Source organism: Flavobacterium enshiense, assembly GCF_040750275.1.
Classification (GTDB): Bacteria; Bacteroidota; Bacteroidia; order Flavobacteriales; family Flavobacteriaceae; genus Flavobacterium; species Flavobacterium enshiense_B.
On record NZ_JBDOCV010000017.1, the window covers coordinates 11,930 to 26,902 of the forward strand.

The 14,973-nt window shown below is 37.9% G+C and carries 17 protein-coding genes; 4 read left to right on the plus strand and 13 right to left on the minus strand.

Translation table 11 applies throughout. The features are described 5' to 3' along the window. Positions 1–32 precede the first annotated feature (32 nt). Together ABGT15_RS13250 and ABGT15_RS13255 are read right to left on the minus strand one after the other, a co-directional pair. A complete protein-coding gene (locus tag ABGT15_RS13250) occupies positions 33–2,162 on the minus strand; it encodes a TonB-dependent siderophore receptor (RefSeq protein ID WP_367231933.1) in 2,130 nt (709 codons plus the stop codon). Positions 2,163–2,345: 183 nt separating this feature from the next. Beyond that, positions 2,346–2,858, minus strand: a complete 513-nt coding sequence (locus tag ABGT15_RS13255) for a DUF6265 family protein (RefSeq protein WP_367231934.1) — start codon at positions 2,856–2,858, stop codon at positions 2,346–2,348. Positions 2,859–2,997: 139 nt separating this feature from the next. On the opposite strand from ABGT15_RS13255, the gene prfA reads away from it, so the two are divergent. Next, entirely contained in the window at positions 2,998–4,071 is a 1,074-nt protein-coding gene (gene prfA / locus ABGT15_RS13260; RefSeq protein ID WP_367231936.1) for a peptide chain release factor 1, read from the plus strand. Between the two features lie 71 nt (positions 4,072–4,142). Here the strand turns inward: prfA and ABGT15_RS13265 are convergent, their stop codons facing one another. From ABGT15_RS13265 to ABGT15_RS13305, 9 genes are all read right to left on the minus strand, one after another. After that, positions 4,143–4,805 (minus strand): DUF6565 domain-containing protein, encoded by a 663-nt coding sequence (locus ABGT15_RS13265; protein WP_367231938.1) that lies wholly within the window; start codon positions 4,803–4,805, stop codon positions 4,143–4,145. Positions 4,806–4,889: 84 nt separating this feature from the next. Then, positions 4,890–5,222, minus strand: coding sequence for a hypothetical protein (locus tag ABGT15_RS13270; RefSeq protein ID WP_367231939.1), 333 nt, complete (start codon positions 5,220–5,222; stop codon positions 4,890–4,892). A 12-nt stretch (positions 5,223–5,234) separates the two neighbouring features. After that, entirely contained in the window at positions 5,235–5,609 is a 375-nt protein-coding gene (locus ABGT15_RS13275) for a hypothetical protein (protein ID WP_367231940.1), read from the minus strand. Positions 5,610–5,615: 6 nt separating this feature from the next. After that, the gene (locus tag ABGT15_RS13280) at positions 5,616–5,885 is read right to left on the minus strand and encodes a YtxH domain-containing protein (RefSeq protein ID WP_367231941.1); all 270 of its coding nucleotides are present in this window, start codon (positions 5,883–5,885) and stop codon (positions 5,616–5,618) included. A gap of 18 nt (positions 5,886–5,903) precedes the next feature. After that, positions 5,904–6,056 carry a lmo0937 family membrane protein gene (locus ABGT15_RS13285; protein ID WP_313807134.1) on the minus strand — a complete coding sequence of 51 codons (153 nt, stop codon included), beginning with the start codon at positions 6,054–6,056 and terminating at the stop codon, positions 5,904–5,906. A gap of 193 nt (positions 6,057–6,249) precedes the next feature. Then, positions 6,250–8,043, minus strand: coding sequence for a CHASE3 domain-containing protein (locus ABGT15_RS13290; protein WP_367231942.1), 1,794 nt, complete (start codon positions 8,041–8,043; stop codon positions 6,250–6,252). Positions 8,044–8,060: 17 nt separating this feature from the next. Further along, positions 8,061–8,507 (minus strand): response regulator, encoded by a 447-nt coding sequence (locus ABGT15_RS13295; protein ID WP_367231943.1) that lies wholly within the window; start codon positions 8,505–8,507, stop codon positions 8,061–8,063. A gap of 20 nt (positions 8,508–8,527) precedes the next feature. Further along, entirely contained in the window at positions 8,528–9,085 is a 558-nt protein-coding gene (locus tag ABGT15_RS13300; protein WP_367231944.1) for a helix-turn-helix domain-containing protein, read from the minus strand. Positions 9,086–9,139: 54 nt separating this feature from the next. Further along, the gene (locus ABGT15_RS13305) at positions 9,140–10,270 is read right to left on the minus strand and encodes an AI-2E family transporter (RefSeq protein ID WP_367231945.1); all 1,131 of its coding nucleotides are present in this window, start codon (positions 10,268–10,270) and stop codon (positions 9,140–9,142) included. Between the two features lie 157 nt (positions 10,271–10,427). On the opposite strand from ABGT15_RS13305, the gene pyrF reads away from it, so the two are divergent. From pyrF to ABGT15_RS13320, 3 genes are read left to right on the plus strand one after another with little or no spacing between them, the layout of a single operon-like run. After that, positions 10,428–11,270 carry an orotidine-5'-phosphate decarboxylase gene (gene pyrF, locus ABGT15_RS13310; RefSeq protein WP_367231946.1) on the plus strand — a complete coding sequence of 281 codons (843 nt, stop codon included), beginning with the start codon at positions 10,428–10,430 and terminating at the stop codon, positions 11,268–11,270. A 34-nt stretch (positions 11,271–11,304) separates the two neighbouring features. After that, positions 11,305–11,694, plus strand: coding sequence for a DoxX family protein (locus ABGT15_RS13315; RefSeq protein WP_367231947.1), 390 nt, complete (start codon positions 11,305–11,307; stop codon positions 11,692–11,694). Positions 11,695–11,718: 24 nt separating this feature from the next. Beyond that, on the plus strand, positions 11,719–12,504 hold the full coding sequence (locus ABGT15_RS13320; RefSeq protein ID WP_437125370.1) for an ABC transporter substrate-binding protein: 786 nt from the start codon (positions 11,719–11,721) through the stop codon (positions 12,502–12,504). Here ABGT15_RS13320 and ABGT15_RS13325 read toward each other — a convergent pair. Together ABGT15_RS13325 and ABGT15_RS13330 are read right to left on the minus strand one after the other, a co-directional pair. Further along, entirely contained in the window at positions 12,501–13,661 is a 1,161-nt protein-coding gene (locus ABGT15_RS13325; RefSeq protein WP_367231949.1) for an MFS transporter, read from the minus strand. The genes ABGT15_RS13320 and ABGT15_RS13325 overlap by 4 nt on opposite strands. Before the next feature lie 283 nt (positions 13,662–13,944). After that, entirely contained in the window at positions 13,945–14,661 is a 717-nt protein-coding gene (locus ABGT15_RS13330; protein ID WP_367231950.1) for a DUF4197 domain-containing protein, read from the minus strand. Positions 14,662–14,973: the final 312 nt, after the last annotated feature.

A 14,973-nucleotide genomic window follows, 5' to 3' on the forward strand; every position in this document is an offset into this window, starting at 1 on the left:
GCTTTTTTAAACTAAACTGAAATAAATATAAATTAGAATTTATAAGCCACGGTTAAACGTCCGTTGATGCCCGGTTCGCTCTGCCAGTACAAATAAGTACCGTAAGAAGCTCCAGAATACAGATATTTGTCTAAGATGTTGTTCACATTAGCAGTCACGCTGATTTTCTGATTTTTCCATGACAGACCTCCATCCAAACGGAAGTAATCCGGTAAGGCTGATTCGTTGTCTGCACCCCAATTCCAGGAAGAACGATCAATTTGGTACTGGTAACCGATGGAAGCTCCAAAACCTTTTAAAAACGAATCATTCTTGAAATTATAGTTAAGCCATCCGTTGGTGATGTGTTTCGAAAAACCGGCAACTTTCATTCCTACGTTTGCATCATTGGGATCTTTTGTAATTTCTACATCGGATAAGGCATAATTCAAGATGACATTCAATTCCGGGGTAATTTGTCCCTGCATATCAAATTCAATTCCTTTTGATTGAATCTCTCCCACCTGAATACTGAAATTAATGTCTGTAGGATCCGTTACCAATACATTTTCTTTTGTTATTTGATACGCCGTTAAACTGGTTTTTAGTTTGTTGTTGAACCATGATTTTTTCAAACCAGCCTCAATATCCATTGCAAGTTCGGGATCAAAGCGTTCTCCTGTTTTGCTGGCGCCGTATTGTGGCGCAAACGACTGATCGTAAAGTCCGTAAACGGTTAAACTCGGCAAGATGTCGTAACTTACTCCAAATCGAGGGGTAAAGCGTGATTCTTTGCTGGTATCGCCATAGGCAAACACTTTTCCTTGTACAAAACGGCTGGCTAAGGTTATTCTCAATTTGTTGTTTAATGCCCAGATTTCATCTTGAGCATAGAATGAGAAATAATTAACTCCCTGATAGTTGGCAGCTCCGCGCTCTTTTATCGATTTTGTTCTGTCAAAGTCCGGATAAACTGCATTTCCATATTCAGGATTGAATACATTGAACGGGTTTGCAGGGTTGTCAATTAATCCGAATTGTCCCCAATCTGCATAATATTTTAAGTTTCTGAAATCAAAACCACCCATGATTTTGTGCGTCAAAGGGCCGGTTTTAAATTCTCCGTTGGCATATACTTGTCCTAATTCGTTGGTACTGTAGGCATCCCATATGCTGACATATCGAAGTAGATCACCATTATTTTGCATATCCCAAGCCCAAGTACTCGCACCAACCTGGTCGTAACGCATAATCATGTATTGTGCATCGATGGACCATTTGTCATTAAACTTGTGGTTGAAACTTGTTAAAAAACTTACTTCTTCAATATTCGTTGTTGGGAAGCCTTTGTCGATGTTGGTAAAATCTCGTGATAAACTACCGTAACCTGAAGAAACCGGAGCAAAAACATAAGCAGCACCAATCATTTGTTTCGCACGTTGATAAGTAAGTTCTGTTGTTATGGAGGTGTTGTCTGAGAATTCATATTTGAAAGAGGGAACAAAACTGTAACGACTACTTTTTTCGTATTCTCTCATGGATTCTTCCGATTGGTACATTCCGTTAACACGGTATTGAAACTTTTTATCTTTGGTTAAAGCCCCCCCGGAATCAAAAGAACCGCGGAAAGAATTGAAGCTTCCACCGGAAAGCGTGATTTCATTGATGGAATATTTTGTTGGTTTTTTAGTTACGACATTGTAAAACCCTCCCGGTTCTCCGGCAGACATCATAAATCCGGATGGGCCTTTTACAAACTCGATGCTTTCTACCATAGACATATCTTCTGATAGTGGTCCCCAAGGCATTTCCACATTCATTCCGTTTCGAAATGCCGGTAATTTGAAACCTCTCATGTTAATCCTTGCAAAATGGCCCCAATGTTCAATCATTTGTGCCCCACTTACATTTCTGGTAACACTCTGCATCATGTTGGTGATGTTCTGGTTTTTGATGACTTCATTAGTAACCACCTGAATATTTTGCGGAACTTTCGAGAGTTCTGTTTTAATCCTCAGATTGTTTGAAGGAGTACTTGTGGTGAACTTGTTAGAGTTACCGTTTACGATAACTTCCTCGAGTTTTTTGATGGAATCATTTTTAACTGTCTGTTTTTCCTTTTCCTGAGCACCGATTTGAAGACAAATCAGTAAAGCTGAAAAAGGTAGAAATAAGTTTTTCATATTTTTATTTAGAATAAATTAAAATAATATTTTTCTGCAAAACTAGTTTCTGAAAAATTATTTCGCAAAATTAATTTAGACTTATTTTAAATAAAAATTGTGATATTTTTATTACGTGTTGATTTTCAAGTTTTTAAAAATAAAAAAACCCTCGTTTTGGACGAGGGTTGAAGTGATTTTAGCTTATTTCTTTTTCATCGGATAACTTTCCTTGCTTTCTTTTCCGTCTTTCATTCCGGAAATTTCGGCAACCAAGCTATCGGCAGAAATTTTGTTATAAGTGATTTTTTGGGGGAAATCATGTTTCGCGTTTTCAAAAACGATTTGACTTTCAGCAACATTCGATGCTTTAAATGAAACAGCCTTACCTTCATTTTGATTTGAAACTTTGGTAGTGTACAACAAACTGTCGTTCATCTGCATGATCTCAATCGTTTCCGTGAACATAGTGTCTGCACCTGTAACGAAAACCGTTTTTCCGGTTAAAGTACTGTCGTTTAGTTGCGACCATGTTTCTGTTAAATTCCCTTCAGGAGTTGTGTTTCCCCATTCGCCCATCAGCCAGTTTACTTTTTCCAACTGTTCATAGGTTTTGGTTTCGATCTCCTGCGGCTCTCCGTACTGTGCGGAACTTTCATTTCTTTCTTGACACGAAACAACCGCAAAAGCAGCTAAAAGTAACGTCGTTTTTTTCATTATTTCATTTAGGTTATTTGACGGGTTAAAGGTAGATAAAACGTTAATTAATTTGCAAAAAAATATGATGCGTTTTTCTAAGGTTTTTTCAACCGATTTTTTTCGTAATTTTGCACATCCAAAATAGGAGGAAAATACTATGTTAGACAGATTACAATATGTGAAACAGCGTTTCGACGAAATTTCGGATTTGATTATTCAGCCCGATGTAATTGCCGATCAGAAGCGTTATGTTCAGTTGAATAAAGAATACAAAGATTTGAAAGCTTTGGTGGAAAAACGCGAGGAATACATTAATATCGACGGAAACATCAAAGAAGCTCAGGAAATCCTTGCCGACGGCTCTGATCCTGAAATGGTTGAAATGGCCAAAATGCAGTTGGAGGAAGCTAAAGAGCGTTTGCCGCAATTGGAAGAAGAGATCAAGTTCATGCTGATCCCGAAAGATCCGGAAGATGCCAAAAACGTTATGGTGGAAATCCGTGCAGGAACTGGAGGAGATGAAGCTTCAATTTTTGCTGGAGATTTATTCCGTATGTACACAAAATACTGTGAAGGAAAAGGCTGGAGAACTTCTGTTGTAGATTTAAATGAAGGAACTTCTGGAGGTTTCAAAGAGGTGATTTTTGAAGTAACCGGAGAAGATGTATACGGAACCTTGAAATTCGAGGCAGGCGTTCACCGTGTACAGCGTGTTCCTCAAACGGAAACACAAGGGCGTGTGCACACTTCCGCAGCGACAGTAATGGTCCTTCCGGAAGCGGAAGAATTTGACGTTCAGATTGACATGAACGATGTGCGTATCGATTATTTCTGTTCTTCAGGTCCTGGAGGGCAGTCGGTTAATACTACAAAATCTGCAGTTCGTATGACACACGTTCCGACAGGTTTGGTCGCACAGTGTCAGGATGAGAAGTCGCAGCATAAGAATAAAGACCGAGCCTTAACGGTTTTACGTTCGCGTTTGTATGAAATGGAATTGGCGAAAAAGCAGGAAGAAGATGCTAAAAAACGTAATTCTCAAGTAAGTAGTGGTGACCGTTCTGCGAAAATCCGTACCTATAACTATGCACAAGGACGTATTACCGATCACCGCATTGGTTTGAGTCTTTTTGATTTAGATGGGTTTATGAATGGTAACCTTCAAAAAATGATTGATGAGTTACAATTGGTAGCTAATACAGAAAAACTTAAAGAAAGCGAAGTATTCTAATTCTTAGAATTTGCAGCATAAAAAAAAACGAGGTATTTTCTAATACCTCGTTTTTTTTTGCAGAGAAAAAACTATTCTTTTGCAGCCGCATTTTCTTCCGATTTTGCACCGACTCTACTGGTTCGGTATAGGGTAGAAAATTTAACTTTCAAACCGGCAATTTTTAAATTGTCTTTGCCGGACAATCCATTTTTCTCTACTGTGTTTTTGTGGGCATCAAGGGCTTCATATAATAATTTGATTTCATCCCAGTCCTCTCGGGAATAGGAATCTTTGTTGTTTGAAACTGTAGTAACGAAATTATCGTAAACGCTGGCTATATTGTCTTTGGTTACCCAATTGAAATTCATGTCATCACCAATTTCCATTCCGCCAAAAAGCGATTGTCGTATCGTTTTTTTGTTGTCAGCTGTAACTGACTTTTGTTTTTCGGCTTCAAGAATTACTCTAAATTCATCATATTTATTGGATGAGGCTGTAATTTTTGCTTCGTATTGGCTTTTGTCGGATACCTCTGTAATTGAGGCTTCTGCTTCACTTTTTTTCAGAGTGGCCGCAGCATCAATTTCCTCCCAATTTTCGGTTGCTGTTTTGGTATCAATTTTACTGACAGAATCTACATAGGCAGCATAATTGGATACGTTTTTATCTGCATTTTCTTTTTTTTCATCTTTACACGAAATCATTACAGCTGCAACTGTTACCACCGTAATATAGAATTTTACATTTTTCATAGCGTTTAAATTTTTTAGAGTTGTTGTTAATTGAATATGTTACAGTTTGGATTCTTTATTAAAAAGATGAAATTTTCCGGCGGGTTATTGATCGTTACCTTTTTTAGAAAAATAACCGGTTAGGGCGAGCTGTGCCAGATTGACAAATGCCGGAAAAATAGAATTGTCTTTTTTTGAACCTAAAAATCTTTTTTCCAAATAATTTCCAATGAGTCCGATAGCAGATGTTATGATTATTTTTTTGCTGTTGGCTGGCTTGAAAATTTCATCAATTCCCTGATGTAAGATCTTACTTGGAGTGATGTTTCCGAAAGCATATCGGACTTCGCTTTTTAAATCGGTAAGTTCTTCCTGTTGCTGCTGTTTCAATTGAGCAATTTTCAGATTTAAAATATCGTAAGGATGTGTAGTTTTCATAATTGCCCGAATTTAATTGTTTGAGGAAGAATTAGTTGTCGGTTTGTCCCGTAGCAGTTTTTTTATTACCAAACTGCTGATAGGGTCTTTAATCAGTTTGTGTCTGAACCGGTAAAGTACAATTCCTAAAATCACATAAAAACCGGAGATAATGAAAAATCCCAAAGCATAGTTGTCCAGCAGTTTACCCAGCAAAAGTCCTATACCGATATTGATGAACAACGTGAATATCGCAACCACCATAGAAAGGCAAATAAGTAATGCTAACGATGAAATGACATCAGTGGTTTTGTCAATGGCGCTTAATTTCAGTAACTCCAAACTGGTTTTGGAATACTTTTCGGCTTTTATGTAAAGCGTTTCTATGGTGTCTGCAATATTTTCCATGACGTATTATCGATCAATTTCGCTGTTCATTCGCTCTAGATTTGACATGTTTTCATCCACAGAGTTTTTGGCTCTTGAAGCAAAATCATTGTATTTTTCTTCTGCGGAAGCAATAATGTTGTGGATGCCATCTTTAATATTGTTCTTTAAATCGGTCCCTTTCTGGGCAATTTTTTTTCGGGTGTTGCTTCCTTTATCCGGTGCAAATAAAACGCCTAATGCTGCTCCAACTGCTAAACCACCCAATACTCCTAATACTACGTTACTTGGTCTCATAATTTTTAATTTTATAGTTTATAATTCTTTTCCTTTAATTACCCTCAACAAAACGGCAATGACTGCAATTAATAACAGCAAGTGAATTAAATTACCGGCGCTGTAAACAAAAAATCCTAGGGCCCATAATATCACCAATACCACTGCGGCCGTATAAAGTAAATTTTGCATAATTGTTGACTTTTAATAGTTAAATAAAATTGTTGTATGATTACATTACAAAGTTGCAACTGCTTAAGCCTATACGTGTTACATGATATTTTTTATTTGTTGCAGAATTTCCACACCGAACGAGCAACGGAAATAAAAAAATCCCACAAAGAGGGATTCTAGTGGGATTTTAAAGAAGTTTTCTTTATTGGGATTAGGTATTGCTTAAATTCACCGGAAGATAAATCGTGAAAGCAGCCCCTTCATTTGGTTTTCCACTTGCAAAGATGAAACCTCGGTGGTTGTCAACTATTTTTTTGCAGATTGCCAGTCCAATACCGGTGCCTTCGTATTCATTTTTATTGTGTAAGCGGTTGAACAATATGAAAATCCGCTCGGCGTAATCCTGTTCAAATCCGATGCCGTTATCGCTAATCGTAAAACGGAAAAAAGGATCATTGTTTTTTACAGGCAGTAATTCTTCTTCTGAAGCATTTATTTTAGAAACATTGATGAAAATTTGCGGCGGCACATCGGCTTTGCTGTATTTTAAAGAATTTCCAATAATGTTTGTGAACAGTTGCTGTATCTGAAAAGGGATGACATTCATTGTCGGTAAAGTATCGCTTATAATGACTGCTTTTTTCTCTTCAATGATCGAGGACAGTTCCTGTTTGGAATTTTCCAGCAGAAGATTCAAATCGTTCAATTCAAATTCCTTTTCGGCTTTGTTGGATCTTGAAAATTGAAGCAAATCGTCAATCAGACTGCGCATTCTTCCCGAAGCGGCAATGATTCTTTTCAGGTATTCGTTTCCGGTTTCCGATAAATTGTCGGTTTCTTTATCGGACAGACGGGAAATAAAGGTTTGGATTTTCCGTAAAGGTTCTTGTAAATCATGACTGGCCACGTAGTTAAAGGCGGTCAGTTCTTTGTTACTGCGTTCAAGCTCCAGGTTTCTTTCCTCAATGGCTTTGGTAGTATTGTATTCTTCTGTAATGTCGCTGGTGGTTCCAATCAGGATTTTTTCTCCTGATTTGTTGGATATTAATTTGCCAATAGATTTGAAATAACGGATTTCACCATCTTCTTTAATAATGCGATAATTGAAGGAAGGCAAATCGTTGTCACTCATCATTTTTTTCATTACCTGATTTACATAAACCAAATCTTCGGGATGAATAAATTTTATGAAGTTTTCAAGAGAAGCTTCAAATGCACCTGGCTCGCTTCCCAAAAGACGGTATTGATTGTCTGAAAACCGATACTTATTCTTTTCAATATCCCATTCCCAGCGCCCAAAATTACCCACAATTTCAGCAATTTTGCCCGATTCGTTCGCAATGGATAATTGGTTGTTGGTTTCTCTGAGTTCACTCAAATCCCTGTTGATTTTCACGAAAGACAAAACCGTCAAAATTAAACCGATGAGAATAACCACATAGATAAAAATTGGAGTAAAAGAAAAGGTGTTTTTGTAATTTTCCTGTCTTACCGATAAAAGTTTTGTTTCCAAATTGGCCATGTCTGCAATACAGTTCCGAATGCTGTCCATAATGACTTTCCCTTTCAGTAAATTTCCTTGTAGCTCTAGTGTTCTGTTTTCCTGCGCCAGACGAATCGATTTTTCCATATGATTGAAGCGGCGGTCTATGAGCCCTCTCAGCAATTTTAAATTTTCATTAGGAAGCTGTCGGCTGTTGGTGAGATGCTCCAAAACGGTATATGTTGTGTTAATTCGCAATCGTGCAAACAGATAAGGTTCTAAAAAAGTAGAATCTTTGGTTATAATGTAGCCGCGATTTCCGGTTTCGGCGTCCTTAATCTGCGACATTATTTTTTCAAGCTGTAACGTCATTTCGTAGGCGTGTGATACTTCCTGCGATGAATCGGACAGTCGTGTTAAGTGTTTGTAGGTAACCCCGGAAATGAAAAAAATCACGGCGATGGAAATCACAAACAATATTTTGAGAAACAGTGAGGTTTGTATGAATTTGGTGAATTTCATGTGTCGTTTTTTAAACATTATAAACGCAGCAGAAAGTTGTCTTTGTTTAATCCGGAAGTATGGTATTGCCAGTTGATGGTTACCACATCGGAGAGAACTTTTTTCAGCATATTGAAATCACTTGGCTTTTTAATGTAAATGTTGGCGCCGCACACAAAAGTCTCTTCAATGTCTTCTTCCGACGATGAAGTGGAATAAATGGCAATGGCAATATCTTTAAACCGATCGTCGCTTTTAATTTCGTGCAAACATTCAATACCGTTTTTTTTCGGCATGTTTAAATCGAGAAAAAGAACGTTTGGCAGTTTCGATTCCGGATCGTTTAGATAGCGCATCAACTCCACACCATCTTTAAAAGTATCTACTTTAGTATTGATTTTCAGTTCGCTGAAAGCATCCGTAAAAAACAAGCGGTCGTCTTCGTCGTCATCGGCTAAAATAATGTAGATGTATTCCTTGTTCATTATCAGATAGTTTATTAGGGTTATTTAGTATTGGCAAGTTCCCGTCTTTTGGCAATAATCCGCTGAAAAGCTGAAGGAGTAATGCCGGTTGTGTTTTTAAATTGGGTACTCAAATGGGCAACGCTGGAATAATTCAGCTGAAAGGCGATTTCTGTTAACGTCAGTTTGTTGTTTACGATAAGTTGTTTGGCCAATTCAATTTTCTGGAGGATGATAAAATTCTCGATGGAAGTATAGGTCACTTCGGAAAACAGATTGGACAGATAACCATAACTGTGATTGAGTTTTTCAGAAAGGTAAACCGAACTTTTTATGTTGGGCGCATTTTCCTGAAAAACCATTTCCACAATGGCATCCTTAATTTTTTGGACCAAAATGCTTTTTTGATTTTCAATTACTTCAACCCCGTAACTGTTCAGTAAATTTGTGATTTCTTCCAGTTTTTCAGACGAAAGGTTCTCCAGGAATTCCACTTCGCCAAAACCCGTGATGTTGAACTTGACGTCAAACACACTCAGTTTTTCTTCCAGGAACTTTTTGGATAAAATGGGGAAGTCGAATTTAAGAAATGCTTTCATAAACAGGTTTTATAATCTTAAAGTTACAGAATTGTTGCGGATAAAAAACAAAAACTAGTGGGATATGCGGTTCATTTTTTGAGCCCGGATTTTCTTCCAGTTCGCCAATCGGTTGTAGGCGGTGCTTCTCAGGTAATCTTTATCGGGTTCGCCCATTAGAAAACCATACGGTTTCATTGAAGGAATCTGATCAAAAATTATTTTTGCGGTGGCTGTTACCGGAAGTGCCAAAACCATTCCGGCAACGCCCCAAAGCATGGCGAAAATGACCAAAGCCAAAATGCAGACAAAGGCATTAATACTTATTTTTGCTCCAGTGATTTTTGGCGTGATAAAATTCCCTTCAATAACCTGAACAAAAGCAAAAACAACGATTACACCTACCGAATACCAAACAGAATCTTTAGTAATCAGCGCAATAAAAGCAGGGAGTAATGAGCCAACCAGAATACCGATGTAAGGAATTAACAGCAGGAATGCCCCTAAAAAACCGTAAAAAATTGCGTTTTCAATCCCTAGTAGCAATAACCCAAAACTGTTCAGCAAAGCAACAATCAGCATGACAACGGAAAGACCACTGAGGTAATTTTGTTGCGTCTGGTAAATCTTTTTCAGAATGATGTTCAGATACGCATTATCCTTTTTCGGAAAAGCCCGATGGATGAACGTAACAAAGAATTTCCGGTACAAAAGGAAAAAGAAAATGTAAATGGGAACCAGAAAAATATCACTGATGAAACCACCCGATTCGGTAATGAAATCACTGATTTTCGAAAAGTTGTTTTTGATGAGGTTTTCGATTTTCAGACTTTTATCGGAGAGCAGTTGTTTTTTATCAATGCCGAAATTATTTTCAGTGTATTGAAGGATCTCTAGGTTTAGGGTGTTTAATTTTTCGGAATACAATTCAGATTTACCAATCACATCTTTAATCTGAAAACCAATGAAAGTAAACAAACCTGTGAAAATGATAACCAATAAGAATACAACCATTAGGGAAGAAGCAATCCTGTTGAAACGCCATTGTCGTTCAAAATAAATCGCAATCGGATACATCATAATGCTGAAAAGAATAGCGAAAAGCAAAGGCACAATAAAAGGTTTCAGTGAATACAATATGAAAACAATAGCGATAAAGCAGAACAAATTGTAAGCCATTTGCGAATTGTTGGTTAGTGTTTTCATAAGCTTCTGTTGTTGTCGTTTTAAAAAAAAACGGGCAGATTCACTTACAAAGTTATCGGGCTTGTTAAAAGTTTGCGTTATATAATATCCGCAGAATGTTATAAAATTTTGATATTTACCACTTAACCTTTGTAACTTTGCGCCACAAAACAACAGCATGACTACACAACAACTTACACAACAGATTCAAACCAAAAAATCGTTTTTATGTATTGGTTTGGATGTCGATTTAACTAAAATCCCGCAACATTTACTGCAAACCGAAGATCCGATTTTCGAATTCAACAAAGCGATCATCGATGCCACGCACGATTTGTGTGTTTCGTATAAACCAAACACGGCTTTTTACGAAGCGTATGGTTTAAAAGGTTGGCAGTCGTTACACAAAACGATTCATTACATCAACGAAAAGCATCCGGAGATTTTCACGATTGCCGATGCAAAACGTGGCGATATCGGAAACACTTCGTCCATGTATGCCAAAGCCTTTTTTGAAGACTTGAACTTCGATTCGGTAACGGTGGCGCCGTATATGGGGAAAGATTCTGTCGAACCGTTTTTAGCGTTTGAAAACAAGCATACCATTATGTTGGCGTTAACGTCTAACGAAGGCGCGTTCGATTTTCAAATTCTTAAAACAGAAGGAACCCGAGGCGAAGCCGAATTGAGCGGAGCTAAAGAGTTGTACAAAACCGTAATCGAAACTTCAAAAAACTGGAAAAACTCTGATAACTTAATGTATGTTGTAGGAGCAACCAAAGCGGAATATTTTACAGAAATTCGAAAAATTGTGCCTAACAGTTTCTTATTGGTTCCGGGAGTTGGCGCGCAAGGCGGAAGTTTGTCGGAAGTTTGCAAATACGGGATGAGTGAGAATGTCGGGTTGTTGATTAATTCATCAAGAGGTATCATTTACGCGTCCAACGGAACTGATTTTGCAGCAAAGGCCAGAGAAGAAGCCTTGAAGTTGCAACAGGAAATGGCCGAAATCCTGAAATAAGTATATTTGTTGGTACAGTTTTAAACCATTACCTATGAAAAGTACGTTACTGCTCCGAATTTCCGTTGCTGTAATTTTAATTATGCATTGTGTTCCCGGGATGTTCAACAATGGTATTTATGATTTTGGGAAATTGTATTTGGATACGATGGGTTTTGCACCTTTCGGATTAGCCATTGCGTGGACGATAAAACTTTCACATCTGATAACAGCTGTTTTACTGTTATTGAACCGTTACCTGAAATTGGCGGGATGGGTTACGATTTTTATACTCGTCGTTGGGATTTTTATGGTGCATTTACCTGATGGATGGTATGTTGTGGGCGGAGGAAGGAATGGTGTCGAATTTAATTTTTTGCTGATTTTCGTGTTGCTTGCCATCATGTATCCAAACGGAATCAGTTTTAACAGTTCAAAAGAATAAGCGTTGAATATTTATACAGATCAGATGGGAACAGCCCATCAGTTTGCCGAAACCCCAAAACGAATCGTATCGCTTGTGCCTTCACAGACCGAATTGCTTTACGATATGGGCTTGGAGGAAAGCATCGTTGGGATTACCAAATTTTGCGTGCACCCGTTTCATTTCAAATCGACCAAAACGATAGTGGGAGGAACGAAACAGGTGAAAATTGATAAAATCAAAGCGTTACATCCGGAAATTATCATTGCCAATAAAGAAGAAAACACGCTTGAAATTGTAGAATCACTCAAAGATATCTGTCCGGTTTGGGTAACGAACATCATTACTATTGAAGACAATCTGCAGATGATTGAAGATTTTGGTAAACTATTCAACAAACGTACCAGTGCCCAAAAATGGATCGACAAAACCCGTTTCGCTTTAGCAGATTTTCAAAACTTCATCCAAGATAAAGAACCTAAAAAAGTAGCTTATTTTATTTGGGCCAATCCTTATATGGTGGCCGGTGGCGATAATTTCATCAACGAGTTATTGAAGCTGAACAAATTTGAAAACATTTACGACAATCATCCGAAATATGAAGGTCGTTATCCGGAAATCGTAATCCAGAAAATGCGCATTCAGGGCGATCCGGATTTGGTTTTACTGTCTTCGGAGCCGTATCCTTTTAAAGATGAACATGCATTTGAATTAGGGCGTCATACCCATCACGCCACCACAATTTTCGTAGACGGAGAAATGTTTTCCTGGTACGGCAGCCGCTTAGTAAAAGCTTTCGATTATTTCAAGCAATTGCGTCTAAGGCTCTAAACGCCTTTTTTGACTACTACAAAGCGGAAGAAAATAAACGAAAGGATTACGCCAACACTGGCCATTCCCACACCAATTAAAACCGGCGTGTTGTAGGCAAATCCCAAAGCAATCGGAATTCCACCGAAAAAGGCCCCCAACGTATTTCCAATGTTGAAACTCGCTTGTCCGGCGGCAGCGGCCAGTGTTTCGGAACCTTTTGCCGTGGTAATCAGCATCATCTGTAAAGGGGAACCGATCGTAAACGCAATCAAACCGGTTATGAAGGCCATAACATAAGCCATCCATTCTATATGTGCGGTGAAGTAAACCACTACCAAACAAAGGGCCATGGCTAAAAAGGATGCCATTGCAGCTTTTGTGGGTGAAATGCTGTCGGCTAATTTTCCGCCAAATAAATTTCCGAAGAACATTCCCAAACCAACAAGTACCATGATAAAAGGTACGCGGTTCGGATCCAGTTTTGAAACATTCGTAACCATGGGTGCGATGTAACTGATCCACGCGAAAAGCCCTCCGGTTCCAATGGAAATGATAGCCACCAACAACCAAGCTTCCCAACGTTTGAAAAAGTTCAGTTGTCCGAACAGATTACCGTCCTGGTTGGCTTCGATTTTCGGTAACCAATAATAAATCGCAATAAAAGTAAGTAGTCCTAATGTACTGATGAAGAGATAGGTGTAGCGCCAGGAATAGTGATGTCCGATGTAAGTACCAATAGGTACTCCGGCTAAATTCGCAATCGTCATACCGGTAAACATAATGGAAATGGCCTGTGCTTCTTTTCCTTTACCGGCCAATTGAGCCGCTACAACAGAACCCACTCCGAAAAACGCGCCATGTGGTAATCCCGACATGAAACGGGAAATCAGCAGCGTATTGTATTCCGGAGCGATGGCAAATAATCCGTTAAAAACCACGAACAAAAGCATTAGAAAGAGTAATACGATTTTCGGCGGATATTTTCCTGTGAAAAGTACCAGTATTGGCGCGCCCACCACAACGCCCATCGCGTAAAGTGCAATTAAATGCCCGGCTGTGGGGATGTCTATTTTTAAATCGTTGGCGATATCAGGAAGTATTCCCATCATCGTAAATTCGGTCATTCCAATGGCAAGACCGCCAAAGGCTAAGGCAATGAGGCTTTTGTTTAACATAATTGCTGAGAAAACTAAGGCAGTAGGTGTGGAAATTCGTATCTGCCTAGAATAATTATGGGACAAAAGTACTATCCGTAGCTTGAAATACCGTGAAAATAAAGTTAAATAGTAAAAGTGACTCTTGATTCAGATTAAAAAAAACCACGCCCGAAAGCGTGGAATTCTTTTTTAACTAACCCTAACCAAATGAGAAACTATTTATTATGAGACAAAGTTCCGATAAATTTTCAACACTTAGTGTTAAGGAATTGTTATTTGTATCTTATTGAAAATTAAAAAGTTAATTTGCTTTTGTGTCTTGCAACGAGAAAACTTTTTTCAACAAGTCTGTAGTTCTGGCTGCTAAATTATTGCGAATATCTTTTTCCTCGACGGCAATCATTTTGAAAACACCTTCCATGGCTTTGTTAGTGGTATAATCCGTTAAATCGGGATTTACTTTTTTAACTAGGGGAATACTGTTGTATTTGGTGATAATCTGACTCCAAACTTTATCCGCACCCACTTTTGCATACGAATTTTTAATAACCGGACTGAATTTGGTATACAAAGCGGATGACGTTGTGGTTTGTAGATAGGTAGTCGCTGAACGATCGTCTCCCATTAAAATATTCTTGGCATCGTTAAACGACATTCCTTTTATGGCGTCTACGAAAATTGGAGTAGCTTCTTTTACGGCATCTTCAGCAGCGCGATTCATTACTTTTAAACCTTCATCGGCTAATTTGCTCATTCCTACGTCGCGCAGGGTTTTGTCTACTTTCTTTAATTCTTCCGGAAGCAGGATTTTTACCATTTCGTTTTTATAGAAACCATCCACGTTGGTCAGTTTTACAACCTGTTTGTCAATTCCTTTGTTTAAAGCTTCTTTTAAACCCGATGAAATTTCAGTTTGTGATAAAATACCTTGTGTTTGTGGTAACTGATCGATTACCTGTTGCATTTCTGCGCATCCTAAAAAGGGAATAAAAACGATAAGTAAAATAATCTTCTTCATGTGTAAGTATGTTTTGTTTTTCAAAGATAGGCAAACATGATGCCAAAAATTATTAATTAATTGTTTAGATATAAGAAAATCACTCACAAATGTCCCGAATATATACATACTAATTTGATTGATAATTTTTTAAAACAAAAAAGGGTTGTTTTATTTTTTTATTGTGTTCGAAGTATGTAAGGGTAATTAGTGTATTCGTGGTGAGACTTATAAAATGATACTGCTATAAGTTAAATAGTTTTTGATTATGAAAAAATAAAAACAATCAATTTGATTTATCAGATTTCTCTTTCTCAATTGCGTAATTTTAGT